The sequence below is a fragment of the Synechococcus sp. CC9616 genome, assembly GCF_000515235.1.
In the GTDB taxonomy this organism is placed as follows: domain Bacteria; phylum Cyanobacteriota; class Cyanobacteriia; order PCC-6307; family Cyanobiaceae; genus Parasynechococcus.
This window is the reverse complement of sequence record NZ_KI911558.1, coordinates 470,239-483,956: the sequence shown is the minus strand read 5'-3', so window position 1 is coordinate 483,956 and position 13,718 is coordinate 470,239. Positions and strand designations below refer to the sequence as shown.

General features: G+C 59.7%; 18 protein-coding genes. 7 read left to right on the top strand and 11 right to left on the bottom strand.

The annotated features are described in order from the left end of the window. Positions 1 to 18: 18 nt before the first annotated feature. Positions 19 to 951, bottom strand: coding sequence for a phycobilisome rod-core linker polypeptide (locus tag SYN9616_RS0102985; RefSeq protein WP_028951799.1), 933 nt, complete (start codon positions 949 to 951; stop codon positions 19 to 21). Between SYN9616_RS0102985 and SYN9616_RS0102980 the strand changes: the two genes are divergently transcribed. After that, positions 950 to 1,213, top strand: a complete 264-nt coding sequence (locus SYN9616_RS0102980; RefSeq protein WP_028951798.1) for a hypothetical protein — start codon at positions 950 to 952, stop codon at positions 1,211 to 1,213. The genes SYN9616_RS0102985 and SYN9616_RS0102980 overlap by 2 nt on opposite strands. Before the next feature lie 146 nt (positions 1,214 to 1,359). Next, the gene (locus tag SYN9616_RS0102975) at positions 1,360 to 1,815 is read left to right on the top strand and encodes a protein-tyrosine-phosphatase (RefSeq protein ID WP_028951797.1); all 456 of its coding nucleotides are present in this window, start codon (positions 1,360 to 1,362) and stop codon (positions 1,813 to 1,815) included. A 42-nt stretch (positions 1,816 to 1,857) separates the two neighbouring features. On the opposite strand, the gene SYN9616_RS0102970 is transcribed toward SYN9616_RS0102975, so the two are convergent. The 6 genes from SYN9616_RS0102970 to SYN9616_RS0102945 form a co-directional block, all read right to left on the bottom strand. Further along, positions 1,858 to 5,082 (bottom strand): exodeoxyribonuclease V subunit gamma, encoded by a 3,225-nt coding sequence (locus tag SYN9616_RS0102970; protein ID WP_028951796.1) that lies wholly within the window; start codon positions 5,080 to 5,082, stop codon positions 1,858 to 1,860. Then, positions 5,076 to 5,753, bottom strand: coding sequence for a metallophosphoesterase (locus SYN9616_RS15050; protein WP_037990621.1), 678 nt, complete (start codon positions 5,751 to 5,753; stop codon positions 5,076 to 5,078). The genes SYN9616_RS0102970 and SYN9616_RS15050 overlap by 7 nt, the downstream gene beginning before the upstream one ends. A 65-nt stretch (positions 5,754 to 5,818) precedes the next feature. After that, on the bottom strand, positions 5,819 to 6,160 hold the full coding sequence (locus tag SYN9616_RS0102960; RefSeq protein ID WP_028951795.1) for a hypothetical protein: 342 nt from the start codon (positions 6,158 to 6,160) through the stop codon (positions 5,819 to 5,821). Between the two features lie 92 nt (positions 6,161 to 6,252). Beyond that, positions 6,253 to 7,608 (bottom strand): hypothetical protein, encoded by a 1,356-nt coding sequence (locus SYN9616_RS16045; RefSeq protein ID WP_028951794.1) that lies wholly within the window; start codon positions 7,606 to 7,608, stop codon positions 6,253 to 6,255. A gap of 307 nt (positions 7,609 to 7,915) precedes the next feature. Next, positions 7,916 to 8,236 (bottom strand): MgPME-cyclase complex family protein, encoded by a 321-nt coding sequence (locus SYN9616_RS0102950; protein ID WP_028951793.1) that lies wholly within the window; start codon positions 8,234 to 8,236, stop codon positions 7,916 to 7,918. Then, positions 8,233 to 8,982, bottom strand: coding sequence for a pyridoxine 5'-phosphate synthase (locus SYN9616_RS0102945; protein WP_028951792.1), 750 nt, complete (start codon positions 8,980 to 8,982; stop codon positions 8,233 to 8,235). The genes SYN9616_RS0102950 and SYN9616_RS0102945 overlap by 4 nt, the downstream gene beginning before the upstream one ends. Positions 8,983 to 9,060: 78 nt before the next feature. On the opposite strand from SYN9616_RS0102945, the gene SYN9616_RS0102940 reads away from it, so the two are divergent. The 4 genes from SYN9616_RS0102940 to grxD are packed head-to-tail and all read left to right on the top strand — an operon-like array spanning position 9,061 to position 10,956. Then, positions 9,061 to 9,762 (top strand): 1-acyl-sn-glycerol-3-phosphate acyltransferase, encoded by a 702-nt coding sequence (locus SYN9616_RS0102940; protein ID WP_028951791.1) that lies wholly within the window; start codon positions 9,061 to 9,063, stop codon positions 9,760 to 9,762. A gap of 30 nt (positions 9,763 to 9,792) precedes the next feature. Then, positions 9,793 to 10,323 carry a hypothetical protein gene (locus tag SYN9616_RS0102935; protein ID WP_028951790.1) on the top strand — a complete coding sequence of 177 codons (531 nt, stop codon included), beginning with the start codon at positions 9,793 to 9,795 and terminating at the stop codon, positions 10,321 to 10,323. A 34-nt stretch (positions 10,324 to 10,357) separates the two neighbouring features. Continuing rightward, positions 10,358 to 10,621, top strand: a complete 264-nt coding sequence (locus SYN9616_RS0102930; RefSeq protein WP_028951789.1) for a BolA/IbaG family iron-sulfur metabolism protein — start codon at positions 10,358 to 10,360, stop codon at positions 10,619 to 10,621. 11 nt (positions 10,622 to 10,632) lie between these two features. Then, positions 10,633 to 10,956 carry a Grx4 family monothiol glutaredoxin gene (gene grxD / locus SYN9616_RS0102925; RefSeq protein WP_028951788.1) on the top strand — a complete coding sequence of 108 codons (324 nt, stop codon included), beginning with the start codon at positions 10,633 to 10,635 and terminating at the stop codon, positions 10,954 to 10,956. 279 nt (positions 10,957 to 11,235) lie between these two features. Here grxD and SYN9616_RS0102920 read toward each other — a convergent pair whose 3' ends face one another. Beyond that, positions 11,236 to 11,508, bottom strand: a complete 273-nt coding sequence (locus SYN9616_RS0102920; protein WP_028951787.1) for a DUF6761 family protein — start codon at positions 11,506 to 11,508, stop codon at positions 11,236 to 11,238. Positions 11,509 to 11,629: 121 nt separating this feature from the next. Here SYN9616_RS0102920 and SYN9616_RS0102915 point away from each other — a divergent pair, with 121 nt between their 5' ends. Beyond that, complete coding sequence (locus SYN9616_RS0102915) at positions 11,630 to 12,349, top strand: response regulator transcription factor (protein ID WP_369791934.1); 720 nt, start codon at positions 11,630 to 11,632, stop codon at positions 12,347 to 12,349. A gap of 7 nt (positions 12,350 to 12,356) precedes the next feature. Here the strand turns inward: SYN9616_RS0102915 and SYN9616_RS0102910 are convergent, their stop codons facing one another. From SYN9616_RS0102910 to SYN9616_RS0102900, 3 genes are read right to left on the bottom strand one after another with little or no spacing between them, the layout of a single operon-like run. Then, entirely contained in the window at positions 12,357 to 12,836 is a 480-nt protein-coding gene (locus SYN9616_RS0102910; RefSeq protein ID WP_156918643.1) for a hypothetical protein, read from the bottom strand. A gap of 43 nt (positions 12,837 to 12,879) precedes the next feature. After that, a complete protein-coding gene (locus SYN9616_RS0102905) occupies positions 12,880 to 13,404 on the bottom strand; it encodes a hypothetical protein (RefSeq protein ID WP_028951784.1) in 525 nt (174 codons plus the stop codon). Positions 13,405 to 13,408: 4 nt separating this feature from the next. Further along, positions 13,409 to 13,693, bottom strand: a complete 285-nt coding sequence (locus tag SYN9616_RS0102900) for a hypothetical protein (RefSeq protein WP_028951783.1) — start codon at positions 13,691 to 13,693, stop codon at positions 13,409 to 13,411. Between the last annotated feature and the right edge of the window lie 25 nt (positions 13,694 to 13,718).

The window sequence follows — 13,718 nt, the reverse complement described above, 5'->3', positions numbered from 1 at the left end:
ATTCTGACCAGCCTGGCGTCAGAGACCCAGGAACATCGCGGGCAGGCGATCGAGGGCATGGATGCCCAGGATCTGGGCCGACACATTCACTAACATTCCGGCGAGATGAACCGCCCCCACGAGGGCCAGACCGCGCCAGAGCTTCTCGGCATTGGCGGGGGGCTTGCCAGCCGCCCAGCTCGAGGCCATCGCCCTGAAGCGGCTGGAGGCGGGCCTGCGAATCACCATCGGCTGGCCCGCCGCAAGGTTGTCCAGCAACACGCTGGACGCTCCAACGACGCGGTCGCTGCTCACGAAGCTGCTCTCCAGGGCAGCGGTCCGCACGAAATTCATCATCGGCATTCCCGCAGCGGAGCTGAATCCCCGCGTGTAGGGAACGGTGTGATCGCCAAACACCTCGCAGTACTCCGGGGAATCCACCAGGTGATCCACAAGGGCGTCGTAACCCGCCTGCGCCTGCAGCGCCAAGCAAGCAGCCACCTCCTGCTGGCTCAAGGGGGAACGACCGAGCAGATGCTTGAAGCTCAATTCGATGCCGCGATGGGGCGACACCGATGCGAAGAAACGGGCGCGGTAAAACTCGGTTTGAGCCAAACCACGAACAAAGTCGCGCATGCAAAGGCGACCATCCTTGAGCTGGGCCTCGAGCTCCACGGCACGGTCCTGAGCCATCACGTAGCAGTTGCCGAACACATGGCGGTAGGCGGTATGAATCGCCAGATCAAGCGCCTCGGAATCAATCGGAGCCAACCGCTCGAACGTGACGACATGGGGCCATGTGGCGTGATCGCGCGGGCCGACGGGATGGTGGATCGACTGCGAGATCTGGCGCTGGAAATCGCGGTTTGTCAGCGCCGCCGATGCCGTGCGTTCGCCAAGCGCTGAAAAGCTGACAACAGCTGTTTTGGTTTCGCCACCAAAGGCCCGCTTGGGTGATGCCTGAACAGTCATGGAAACAAATCAGCGGAACACTCGACATCAATTCAGGGTTGATGGAGCCTCAAAAAAGAGTCTTCAAACAACCAAAAAGGACGTCAGAGACAGGAAGGTAAACGCATTGACAACAATTATTTCCCTGAGCAAAGAAAATTCAGCAGCGCACACATTGATTTACATCATGAGTTTTAAGTTTTGCTCCATTGATGGCAACGAGGAGCTATCAGCCAACCCCAAAAAAACCGCGATTTCCTCACCACAGGCCGGCGGCGATTGACAGGAAAATTCAGCTGAGTCACAACATGACAGTTGAGGCTTTGTCGTATGGCTCGCCAACTCACCTCCATTGGCTTTTTTGGAGCAGCGATCGTTGCTCTGTTCGTCTACGCACTTGTGCACAGCTCGGGGGGCTGAGGGGCTTCCGTGACGCGCGTCCTGTTCCTCTGCACTGGCAACTACTTCCGCAGCCGCTTCTCGGAAGCGCTGTTCCAGCACCTCATCAGCGAAGACCAGGCGGACGGCAGACTTGAGGTGGCATCCGCCGGTTTGAAGGTAACGGCCGACAGCGGCAATGTGGGGCCGATGGCCGCAGAAGCTATTACAGCCGTTCGCGAACGGGACATCGTCATCGACCTCAACCAGCTCGCGATGCCACGTCAAGTGGAGGACGCCGATCTCAGCGCTGCCGACGTGGTGGTGGCCGTCGATGCCGCGGCCCACCGACCGATGGTGCGCGAGCGCTATCCAGCCTGGGAAGACAGGATCCGCTTCTGGGCTGTGAAGGATCTCGGCGAAGAGGAGGGGGGAGACCCGATCAGTCAGCTCGACGCCAACGTTCGCGAGTTGTTCGAGGAACTCAACTCGGCAGTTCCTCGCTGATCGCAAGCGTGAGGTTGGAGCAATTGAGACGCGTCCTGCGTCTCACGACGTCAGCGCCGTCAGCATCGGCTGGTAAAGGGCCTTGCAGGCCTGCTGGAAGCCAGGAGAATCCAGCAGCACCTCTGCCTCGAGCTCCAAGCCAAAACAGAGCTGTTGCGTCGGCGTTTCCCGCTCCCTGTGCCAGCTCTCACGGAAGGCCTTCACGCCACTGCCAGCCTTCCTGTGTTCCTTGGCCATCAGCAACCAGCCACTCACTGGCGGTACAGGCCAACAACGGTGCTGCCCCTGCTGCGCCAGCCGCCGCAAGGCATCTAGCTCAGCCGCCGCTGGTTCGGGATCCAAGCGATCCCACTGCACCTGAACAGTGGCGCCATCCCCCCGATCCGCCCGGGTGATGACTGCAGTCCCCGCAAAATGAGACCCATCCAAACCAGCCCCCTCGGCGGATCGTTGCAAGTGCTGCAACCAGGCCGTCATCAAAGGGCGAGCACGAAACCGGCCGGGTTGCACCACCACCTGGATTGGGCCTGCGAATAGCAGGCTGCCGTCCCGTCGAATCGGCCCAAAGCGAGCCAGGATCGTCAAGAACGCGTCAAGACGCTGACGCAGGACAGCCACCTCCAGGGCGGCTCCTGACCCAGCTGGCAAGACACCCTGACCCGCCAGGACCATCGGCCAGTCCGGCCCCATGCCAGCCAGCAGGTGCTCCTCAAGATCCTGGTTCAGCAGCTGAAACTGCTGCAGAGCGCTGAGCTCTAAGGCCTCCAGATCTGCCACGGCATCAGCGCGCTCGCTCGTGTGCAAACCCAGTTGACGCAGCCAGCTGGCCTGGGGATCCACCAACCACTGCAGCAGTGCTTCATCGGACAGAGGCGTTGGCTCATCAGTGGCCTCTGGTGGCTGCCATTCCAAGGGCAGGGCCAGGCCCGAGGCGGATGCTGGCTGCTGCCGATCAATCCGGCGGCGAGCCTCCAGATGACGGCGATCACAGCTGAGCGGTGAGCCGTGATCGCAGATCTGGAAATTGCTGCGGTCCAGCGGGTTGGGATCGGGCTGAAGGCAAAGCCCCTGGCTCGCCTCATCACCCAGCTGGCGCGTCAGATCCTGGAGCCAATGCTCCACCGGAGCGGCGGGAGGACGCGGCTCACCATTGTGTTCATTGCGGCCGCACCAGCTGATCAGCAGATGGTCCCGCGCCGATATCAAGGCTTCCAGCAGCACATAACGGTCCTGATCGGCACCCCGGGGATCGCCCAACCAGCGGCGCTGCTCCAGCAAATGAAAGCCAGGCCGTTGATCAGCCCGCGGGAATGCATGGCCATCCAGCCCCATCAGCACGATCACCCTGTGGGGGATCGCCCGCATCGGCTCCAACGCACTCACGGTGAGTGAACCGCTGCGATGGCCGAAGCGTCCGCTGTCGACGGAGAGGGCTTCCATCAGCACCTCAACAGCCACGCTGACCTCCAGATCCTCAGCGAAGTCGCCCGCCCGCTGCTGCCATTCCGCCAAGGCAACACACCAGCACTGATGTTCCCAGCTCCAGTCACCACCATCGCCGAACAGATCCTCCAGCAGCTGGCGCAACAGGTCGGTCCAGGCGGCGCAGGGTCGTGCTTGACGCAGCCGCTGCATCCAGCGCAGCAGGCGATCCAGCACGGTCCACCAACGCACCAGCCGTTGCGGAGCTAGATCCTGTTGAAACGGCGCCGCACCGCTGGCAACCAGCCCATCGCGTTGGGGCAGAACCAGTCCCAGCAACCAGCGATCCAAACACCAGCGCAGGCTGTGGGTTTCATCGCCGTTCCGCTCCCTGGCATCCAACCCCCAGCGGAATCCCGTCTGCTGCAGAACCCGCGTCAGCGCACTGGCCTCCTCGCCGTCGAGATCCTGCTGGCGTTGCAGGGCTGGATTGGCCAGCAAGCGCTCAAGGCCGCTGGCGGTGAAGCGGCCGCCGGCCAACTCGAGCAGCTCCAGCATCGCCATCGTCAGGCCAGGACTGCTTTGCTGGCTGCGGTCGGTGAGGCGCCAGGGCAGCTCAACGCCGATGGCATCGCGGTCGTTGAACACCGAACTGAGCAGGGGGGCATAACGATCGATCTGGGGGGTCATCACCAGCACGTCCCGTGGTTCGAGGGTCGGATCAGCCGCCAACCACTGCAGGACGCGATCGCGCACCAGCTGCACCTCACGCCAGGGGCCCGGAGCCGCCTGAAACAGCAAGGAATCGTCGGCGGCAGATCGCTGCAAAGCCTCGGCAAGATCCGGTTCCACCAACTGCTGCTGCAGCTGCTCCAGCAACGAGGCCGAGCGGCCCGCCGATTGCGCCATGGCGACGGGATCGGCAAACAGATCTCCCTCCCGCAGCTCTCCCAACTGGCTCTCGCCACTGCCTTCAAGAAGCTGCTGAAATTCAGCCCCCATGCGGCCGAGCGTCGCTTCCAAGCGAGGTGCCTGCTGCAGCCAAAGGCCATCTGGAGGGACAGTCCAGGCATCGCCGAGCTGCTGGCGGCGGCTGCCGCAACGCTGCCAAAGATCGCGGCAGGGCGTCAGCAGATACACCTGCACATCAACGCTGCCGGAGAGGGCCTGGATCAAGCGCACCTGCACGGGGGCCAGGGCACTGATCCCAAACAGGCGCAGCACCGGCGGCAGCACGGCGGGATCCACCATGCCGTTCTGAAGACGCTCGACAGCGGCCTGCACCTGCCAGCCAAAGGGCTGACGCGCCAAAGCCTTCGCCAGCTGGCGCGCCAGCAAGGGCTGCCAATCATCGTCAGCAGCGTCAGCGTCGTTGCCCTCGACCCAGCGCTGCAGGGTCTCCGGCCGGTAAAGGGCGTAATCATCGAAGACATCGGCGATCGCCCGAGCCAGCTGCCAACGGTCACGGGTCAATCCAGACCCATCACCACTGCGCTGCTGCAGCCAATCCCTCAGCGGAGCCGCTGCGGGCTGCTCCAACAGCCTGGGTAGCAGCTCCAGCACGGTCCACACCAAGGTGGTGGCCCGCCACGGGTCCTCCTCACGATCGGGGAGATCCAGCAGTTGTCGCACCAGCTGGCGGAGACGGCTGCCGGGGAAGGGGAACCGCACCAGCGAACTGATGCCGTTGGCGACAGCCAACTGCTCCCCCAACCAACGACTGGTTGGCCAGGTGTTGACCAACACCTCCACCGTTTCGAAGGGACCCGGGCGATCCTCGAGCAGCTGACGGGCCAGCAGCGTGGCCAGAAATTCGGCTCGGTTGCTCCGGTAGAGCGTCAGCAAGTGCTTGGTTCTCCAGCCAGGACGGCCGGAATCCGCCCCTCATCCTGAGGGCGGGGAAACGACGTGGAGCAGGAAGCACCAGGGACCTGAACCACGGCATCGGTCTCCGGGCAATAAGCCGACAGCAATCCGCCGTAAACAGCGCCGGTGTCGATCAACACGATGTGGCCGTAACGCTCAACCTGCGGCCGCGGCGTGTGGCCGACCACCACCAATCCGAAACGGCCGTCATAGGACTCCCAGAAGGGATCGCGAATCGAAAGATCGGGCTCGCCGCTGCTGTTGAAACCCGCATGGGTGGCGCTCCAACCGTCAGCCCGATAAACGGACGGAAGTTGCAAAAGACGATGCAGCCACTGTTCGGCGCGCTCCACACCCAGCTGCTCGTAGGTGTCGAGCATGAGGTGGTGTTGTGACTCGTCCTGATTGGACGACTGCAACGCATCGATGAGGCTCTGTTCGTGATTGCCTCGCAACCAGGTCGCACGGCGTTGCGTCACCAGTTCCCAAACCAGGTCCATCGTGGCCACGATGGCTGCCCCACGACTGATCACATCACCGAGAAAAACAAGGTGATCCCCGCTGGGAAGCACGGCCAGAAGATCCAGCAACGAGTGGTGGCATCCGTGCACATCACCTATCACCCAGTGGCGCGTGCGGGAGGGCCTCACAACAGACGACTGACTTAATCAGATTCTGGACCGACAGGCTCAGGCCTGACAACAGACCGACAGCCTCAGAACAAACCAAGGAAGCGCTTCTTTTCCGGCGGTGCCTGCTGAGCTGATTCAGCGCCGGAATCATTGGTCTTGTCCTGGCGGTAACGCGGCATCGCATCCCCCACCGTCAGCAGCGGATCATTGTTTTTAAACCAGATCCAATCGCGGATGGGCGGCGTTTGCGTGAGATCTCGGCGCGTCAACCCCAAACCAAGCTTTGCCGAAGCCCCAAGCAGAATCTCCACCATCTCGTCCCCATCAGCACAGGTAGCCAGGGCCTTGTTGGTCTTCACAGCGCCATCAAGAGCATTCACCAGAAGCGCGATCCGCCGGCTAACTGGAAGCGTTCTTAGGTCCACGACTGATCTGAACGAGACGAATCAGATTAAGTGAGAAAAAAGTAAAAAGATGCCCCTTGCAATCAAAGTAACTGCAGGGGCTGTTGGATTGATCAGATGAAATCAGCATTTCGGATTGATTTCTCCAACACTGAATCCCGCAAGCCAAGATCAGCTGGAATTTGTGCGATCAATTCGTCGGATCGATCCAACAAACCGTTCTGATTGGAGTCGTAAACGATCCCTTGCCAACCTTGCCCGTTCTTCTGGCGGTCATCAACGAAATAATCTCCAGAATCACCATGCAATTGCATGGAATCCTGCTTGGGATTGAAGTCAGTGATTACTGCATAATCTTTTTTGCCGTTCTTCTTCTTACCGTCGTCATACAAAACACCATCCTCAGTTCCGAGAACAAACACATCTTTATCCTGACCACCGGTCATTTCATCAATCTCATTCTTGCCACCTCCTGACTCAGGGCAAGCGCCAATAATCTTATCTTTACCGCCGCCGCCGTCAAGAGTGTCGTCACCATAAGCACCGATCATGGTTTCACTTTTCTTCGAACCCTTCAACTTGTCGGAAGAGGCCGAACCCAACTCAAGATCTTTTCGCTTGTTGAACTTCTTCGCCAAGGACTTGAAGTCTTTTTTGTCCAATTCACTGAATTCGATTTTTTCAAATTCAATCTCAGCTTTTTTGTCAACGTCAGTCCACTTCACTTCACCCCAATCGATATTTTTGCAGTCAGCGTCCTCACCCGCCCAATCGAGCTCCTCCCATTCGACTGATTCCCATTGAATCTGTTTGGCATCGGATTGTTTTCCTTCCCAATCCAGGTCTTTCCAATCCACGGCGCCCCAGTCGATCGCTTCCGCATCCGCGTTCTTCCCTTCCCAATCCAGTTCGTCCCAATCCACGGCGCCCCAGTCGATCGCTTCCGCGTCCGCGTTCTTCCCCTCCCAGTCCAGGTCTCCCCAATCCACCGCGCCCCAGTCGATCGCTTCCGCATCCGCGTTCTTTCCTTCCCAATCCAGTTCTCCCCACTCCACGGCGCCCCAGTCGATCGCTTCCGCATCCGCGTTCTTCCCCTCCCATTCAAGGTCTCCCCAATCCACCGCGCCCCAGTCGATCGCTTCCGCATCCGCGTTCTTCCCCTCCCATTCAAGGTCTCCCCAATCCACCGCGCCCCAGTCGAAGTTGTCCTCGACGGCGCTGTTGTCCCAATTCACGGAGTCCCAGCTGTAATCGCCCCAGTCCTGGTCATCTGCAATCGGGGGTACATAACCATCATCAGGAGGCAGGAATGCATTGCCTGTTTCAGGGTCGATCGCCGGCGGATAACTGCCCTCTGGCAGATCCTCAATGGGGCCATAGCCCGCCTCTGGCGGCATGGGGACCATGCCGGTTTCAGGATCGATCGCTGGCGGATAACTGCCCTCTGGCAGACCATCAAAGCCCGTCATAGGGTCAATGGCGGGGACGTAAGGAGCCGGGGTCGGGTAAACCATGGGATCTGGAAAACCAGGAGCCGGCGTTGGGTAAACCATGGGATCTGGATAACCAGGATCCGGCGTTGGATCGGGAAGGCTCGGTTCCGGACTTGGTATCGGAGATGGATCTGGCGACGGGGGCGGTGCTGGAGCCGGTGTGTAGTCGTACATCCCTTCGTAAGACATGAACTCTTCTCGGCTTCTCACCAAAATTTAGTGCCTTATTGAAAATCACCAACGCACGCTGATTCGCTTCGATCGAAAGCCGAATCAATGCATCTCAGAGCTGACTGGCAAGAGGCTCAGGAATCTCAGCCGAGGGCGCTTCGAATTGCCCGGTGACCACATATTCCAGACGCAACTTCAAGAAGGTGATGAAGCTGGGATCCGATGACACCACCGCAGCAGCTGGCTGGGGAATGCGTTGATTGAGTTCCGCAAGCTGCGGAGCCGACAGAAAGGCCGGTTGGCGTACCAACCAGAAATCGATCTCTTTGCCGTTTTCGCCGTAGTTGCGTCGGCGCTCCCTGAGCACCTCATCGAGGGGCTCCTCCTCGGTAAGAAACCGCTCGCTGGCGGCGACGAAGTGATACTGCGTCATCCAGACACTTGCCCAAACAGGGGATCGAGACGGGGATTCTGAACCAGCGCCTTCATCTCTCGCACAGCTTGTTGCAGACCCACCGCGAGGGCCCGCGCCACGATCGAGTGGCCGATGTTGAGCTCTTCCATCCCCTCAATTGCCGCCACAGGTTCGACGTTCTGGTATGTGAGGCCATGGCCGGAATTGACCCGCAGTCCCAGCTGACGGGCCATGCAGCAGCCCTCGATCAGCCTGGCCAGTTCCTGCGGCTGTGCCGACCAACTGGCTTCGGCATAGGCCCCCGTGTGCAACTCCACCCAGCGCGCGCCACTGCGTTGACAGGCCTGCAGCTGGCGCTCATCGGGGTCCACAAACAGGCTCACAGGGATGCCTGCATCCTGAAGACGATGCACCGAGCTCGTCATCTTTTCAAGCTGAGAGACCACATCCAGCCCCCCCTCTGTGGTTACTTCCTCGCGCCGCTCAGGGACCAGAGTCACCATGTCCGGTCCGAGCTTCAGCGCGATCGAGAGCATCTCTTCGGTGGCGGCCATCTCAAGGTTGAGGCGACTGCGAACGGTCTCCCGCAGCAATGTCACATCCCGGTCCTGGATGTGACGGCGGTCTTCACGCAGGTGAACCGTGATGCCATCAGCCCCACCCAGCTCAGCGAGCATCGCGAACGGGACAGGGTCAGGTTCCACTGTGCGCCTGGCCTGACGCACGTTGGCAATGTGATCGATGTTGACGCCCAGACTGGCCATGGGGACGGCTGTTCAATCGGGATCCTATGCAGTGCCGCCTGAGCGCCGTAGGTTCTCAACGCCAAAAACCGCAACTCGGTGACTGCGGCCCTCGCCAACCGCGAATCAGCCCTTCAGGTGGGCATCAACCCATTCTGGGCTCCGCTGGCGATGCTGGTCACCCAGGATCTGGCGCTGCGCCTTCAATTTCGGCAGCGGATCGTGCTGCAGCACCACAACCTGCCGCGTTCCGGCCCTGTGTTGCTGGCCCCCACCCATCGGGCTCGCTGGGATGCCCTGATGCTGCCGATGGCCGCCGGACGTAGGGTCACCGGCCGTGATTGCCGCTTCATGGTGACCACGACGGAGATGGGCGGAGCTCAGGGCTGGTTTCTGCAGCGTCTCGGTTGCTTCCCGGTGGATCAGGAACGGCCCTCCATGACCACACTGCGGCTGGCCATCGATCTGCTGGCCGATGGCCAGCAATTGGTGGTGTTTCCAGAAGGACGGATTCAACGGCAGGATCGTGCGATTCAGCTGCATCTGGGACTGGTTCGCCTAGCCCAGCTGGCGCAGAGAAGAGGAGTGCAAGTTCCTGTCATCCCTGTTGGACTCGGGTACAGCCAGGCCCCACCACGACCATTCAGTCGCGCAGCGATCTGCTTTGGAGAACCGATGACACTGCCGGAGAAGAGCAGCAGGGAAGCGGGGCAACGCTTCACCGATGCACTGGCGATGGGCATGCATGCGGCTGAACAAGCGGCCCGTGAGGCGGTGGGCCGTCCCCTGCATTGCTTATAAAGTCCGCGAATTATTAATGGACCTGACCCAATGAGTTGTCGCTCTTTATTGACGGCTGCAGCTCTTTTGGCTGCCCTGGGGTTTGCACCGGCTCAGGCTCTGGCCCAGGGCGCTGCCAGCGGTCGGGTTCTGGCGCAGACCACGGGCGGCTTCAACCCCTCATCCGTTCAGGCCCTGATCAACAAAGGTGACGCCGCTGCTGCTGCCGGTGATCTCACCACAGCGCGCAAGGCTTACGACGATGCCCGCAAGGCAGCCAAGAGTTTGCTCGCTTTCTACAGGGATCTCAGCGGTGCCTTCCGGGGTCTCGATGCCAGGATTCCAAGAGAAATGGACGACAAAGGTCGCGAATCTCTGGTCCTGCTGGCGGAAGCCAACCTCCGTCTGGCAGCCCTGTTCCGCCGTCAGAACCAACCGGAAGTGGCGGTCCCCGTGCTGGTTGAAGTGGTGAGGCTGATGACACCCTCCCAACCTCAGGGACAGAAGGCCTATCAGAGCCTGGTTGAGCTCGGTTTCGTCGACACGGAATTCAAAGGTGCCGCTCCCGTAGGTGGCAACTGATCTGTCAACATCCGATAGAAGGATTTCCTGACTCATGGTTCAGCCGGCTGCCGTTGAGGCCGCTATACAGCGCGCCATCCCTGATGCCACGGTGACGGTTGAAGATCTCACCGGTGGTGGTGATCACCTCCAGGTGAGCGTGGTTTCCACAGCATTTGTTGGTTTATCCCGCATCAAGCAACATCAGCTTGTTTACGGGGCGCTTCAGAGCGAATTGGCCAGCGAAGCCATTCATGCCCTGGCGCTCAACACCACAGCTCCCAACGGCTCAACCCCAGACACCTCAACCTCCACCTGACCTTTCGATTCATGGACGCCTCCACCCGCAGCCGCATCGAAGATCTGATTCAGACCAGCCCGATCTTTGTGTTCATGAAGGGCTCAAAATTGATGCCCCAGTGCGGCTTCTCGAACAACGTCGTACAGATTCTCCACTCCCTCGGCGTCAGCTTTGAAACATTCGATGTGCTTTCCGACCCGGAGATTCGTCAGGGAATCAAAGAATTCTCAAGTTGGCCAACGATTCCTCAGGTCTATGTAAAAGGGGAATTCATTGGCGGCTCAGACATTTTGATCGAAATGTACAACGCCGGGGAACTCAAAGAGAAGCTGGAAATTGCGTTGGCCAGTTGATGGCTTGTACCCCAACACTTCAGGGAGCTGCGGCTCCTTTTTTGTCGATCCAGGCATCACCCTCGAACAGAAATCAATCGAACCTGACAGAAAGATTTATTCGATATGCTCACCACATAATTGAGTCATACCGCTCACAAAAAATAAACATTCGCCTATCGCTGCAACTTGAAAAGTGTAATCGAATCTTGCACAATCGCGTAGTTGACTGATTTAGAAAACCTGTCGCATCAGTCGTTTTGAGCAAATTGGTAGCGCGCAAGCATCAAGCTGAAATGGTCAGAATGCTTCAGGTCGGCGCATGTAGAGCGTGCTCACATCGCCATCAGGGCCGATAAAGCTGGACGGATCGAGAATCCAGCGATCGATCAGCTGTTCCAATCGGTGCAAAACCCGCGGATCAAGTGTGGAGGAACGGCGCAGCGCATGCAGATAGCCATCTGCATAAATACGCAGCTCAGAAGGGGAGTGGTAGCGGTTGGTCAGATCCTGGCAGGCATCACAAAGTGACTGGAAATGACGGATAGCTGCAGGATCGTCAAGTGCCGTCATTGAGGAGACCGCTGTCTCTGTTACCAGCGTGCCAGAAATTTCGGCTTAGCGTAAGCGCGCCTTAGTCAGTGCCGTGACCTCCACCCCTCGCGACATCACTGCGGAAGCCAGCGACATCAGCATGGCAACCATGTCGTTGCCGAATTCCGGAACCGGACAGGAACCGTCACGGGTTCTGGTTGTGGAGCCACATCCCACACTTCGCACCGTGCTGGTCCAACGCCTTCGCCAGGACGGACACCTCACGGCTGCTGTCGGAAAGGTTTCGGAAGCCCTAGAGGTTTGTCAGGAGCAGTCTCCTGACCTCCTGGTGAGCGCTGAGTTGTTGGAGCACAGCTCCGCGTTGCGACTAGCGGAGCAGCTGCGCTGCCCGGTCATCGTGCTCACGGCCCGCAGCGGTGCCGACCCTGTGGTGGGACTGCTAGATGACGGAGCCGACGATGTGTTGCGCAAGCCGTTCGGCCTCGAAGAACTGGCGGCCCGCTGTCGCACCCTGCTGAAACGCGGCCACAGCGGACTGCAGGAGCGCGTCACCGTGGGCCCTCTTGAGGTCCATCTGCTTCTGCGACAGGTCACCCTCCGTGATCAGCCTGTGGAGCTCAGCCCGCGCGAATTCGCCCTGCTCTGCGCCCTGCTGATGCCCCCGGGGCTTGTTCGCAGCCGCCAGGAGCTGCTGCGGATGGCCTGGCCCCCATTCAGTGGCGGCCCACGCTCGGTGGACACCCAGGTGCTCACCCTGCGCCGCAAGCTCGAGCAAGCCGGCCTCGGAGAAGGTGGTGGCATCACCACCGTCCGCCAGCGTGGTTATCGCTTCAGCCTCGACAATCTGCCTGCAAGCTGAATCGGAGTTATTGAGACAGCCCTTGGAAGACCTCTTCGAGTTCCTTCTGCATAAGGCTTTGAATCTGAGGTTGAAACTCAACGCCGATCTGCATCGAGGCAGGGATCATCCTCAGATCAGCTTCAACAAGAGCTCGATAAGCGGGGTCTGAACAGAACCTCATAAGACCCTCCAGCTCTGCTTTGGTGTAGTGAGTCTGATGGAGCTCGATGAAACGAGATTCCACATCTCGCCAGGAAAACACCTGATCAGCGACCCGTTGAAATCGCCTCAAAATCTCCTGCTTCATGGCCTCGGGCAGCATTGACGATGCGGGAACAGAGTTGAACCCGGCCTGGAAGCCGTTGTCCCGCCCAACGGTGAAACGCTCCTCCGCGCGGGTGCACGCCAGTGCCTCGCGCACGAGGGCTTCAGATGGCGGTTGCGCAAAGACAGGAACATTGCTGACAAGCAACAGACCCAGAACACTGGCTTGCGTTGTAATCAACCTGAAAACGTCTCGATCCAGCACAGCAACAAGCCTTAGGTGTTCAGCCCATCGTTGCCGAGAATCGCCAAATCGCCGTCAATATCTCGGTGATCAGCATCAAGCCGGATAAAACCGCCAGCACTTGATAAGTCCAGGGGGGTGTGAGTCGACCGATTCCAGCGGTGCTCACGGAGCTCTTCTCCTGCAGCAGTTTGAGGAAGCGATCAAAGCGTTCAATCCGCTGGGGCAGAAGCTGATGACGCAGATCCTTGGCTTTCAGGTAGTAAACGGTCCCTCCCTGGCTGGTGCCAACCGGGACGAGCGCGCGAATGTCCTCCCAGGGCATGGACCAGCCACGGCGCAGCAACCAGCGAATCCAGGCGGGGTAGCGCACCTGAATCCCCATGTTGTCAGTCTCCACCTGCTCACTCAGCAGCCCCACCACCAAAACAAGTCCCAGAACCAGCCCCAGGGCCATCGGATAGCGCAGCGATTCTGGTGCCAGAAGTGGTAGGGGCAAAACCAACGCCAGATAGAGGCTGAGCAGCGTGAAGCGAATCAGCGGTGAGAGTCCGAACCGTTCCATCTGTTCAACGATCCTCGGCGGAACCGGGACGAGGCTCAATCAGTTCAGATGGCTGATAGGTCCCACTAAACACCTCCGCTTCCCGCCCCTCCCAGAAGCGTCCAAGTCGCATCAGATCCTGATGGGCATCGCGGATCTTTTCGAGGTAAGCCTCCGGTGTCATCGACCCCTTCTCTTCCTTGAGTTTCTGCAGGCGCAGCATCTGCAGATTCCAGGGTTTTGTTAGCTCGCCACGCTGCTCCAGAAAACGAGCCAGCTCTGCAGCAGATGGTTCGGGCGGGGAGGTCATTGAAGCTGGATAGCAGCGAAACCCT

What these genes read in the sequence shown, in the direction of transcription:
- SYN9616_RS0102980 (WP_028951798.1), top strand. Translation starts at nt 950, where the DNA reads ATGGAAACAAATCAGCGGAACACTCGACATCAATTCAGGGTTGATGGA.
- SYN9616_RS0102985 (WP_028951799.1), bottom strand. Translation starts at nt 951, where the DNA reads ATGACTGTTCAGGCATCACCCAAGCGGGCCTTTGGTGGCGAAACCAAA.
- SYN9616_RS16045 (WP_028951794.1), bottom strand. Translation starts at nt 7,608, where the DNA reads ATGACGGGCTTTGATGGTCTGCCAGAGGGCAGTTATCCGCCAGCGATC.
- SYN9616_RS0102950 (WP_028951793.1), bottom strand. Translation starts at nt 8,236, where the DNA reads ATGACGCAGTATCACTTCGTCGCCGCCAGCGAGCGGTTTCTTACCGAG.
- SYN9616_RS0102945 (WP_028951792.1), bottom strand. Translation starts at nt 8,982, where the DNA reads ATGGCCAGTCTGGGCGTCAACATCGATCACATTGCCAACGTGCGTCAG.
- SYN9616_RS0102935 (WP_028951790.1), top strand. Translation starts at nt 9,793, where the DNA reads ATGAGTTGTCGCTCTTTATTGACGGCTGCAGCTCTTTTGGCTGCCCTG.
- SYN9616_RS0102930 (WP_028951789.1), top strand. Translation starts at nt 10,358, where the DNA reads ATGGTTCAGCCGGCTGCCGTTGAGGCCGCTATACAGCGCGCCATCCCT.
- grxD (WP_028951788.1), top strand. Translation starts at nt 10,633, where the DNA reads ATGGACGCCTCCACCCGCAGCCGCATCGAAGATCTGATTCAGACCAGC.
- SYN9616_RS0102920 (WP_028951787.1), bottom strand. Translation starts at nt 11,508, where the DNA reads ATGACGGCACTTGACGATCCTGCAGCTATCCGTCATTTCCAGTCACTT.
- SYN9616_RS0102915 (WP_369791934.1), top strand. Translation starts at nt 11,630, where the DNA reads ATGGCAACCATGTCGTTGCCGAATTCCGGAACCGGACAGGAACCGTCA.
- SYN9616_RS0102905 (WP_028951784.1), bottom strand. Translation starts at nt 13,404, where the DNA reads ATGGAACGGTTCGGACTCTCACCGCTGATTCGCTTCACGCTGCTCAGC.
- SYN9616_RS0102900 (WP_028951783.1), bottom strand. Translation starts at nt 13,693, where the DNA reads ATGACCTCCCCGCCCGAACCATCTGCTGCAGAGCTGGCTCGTTTTCTG.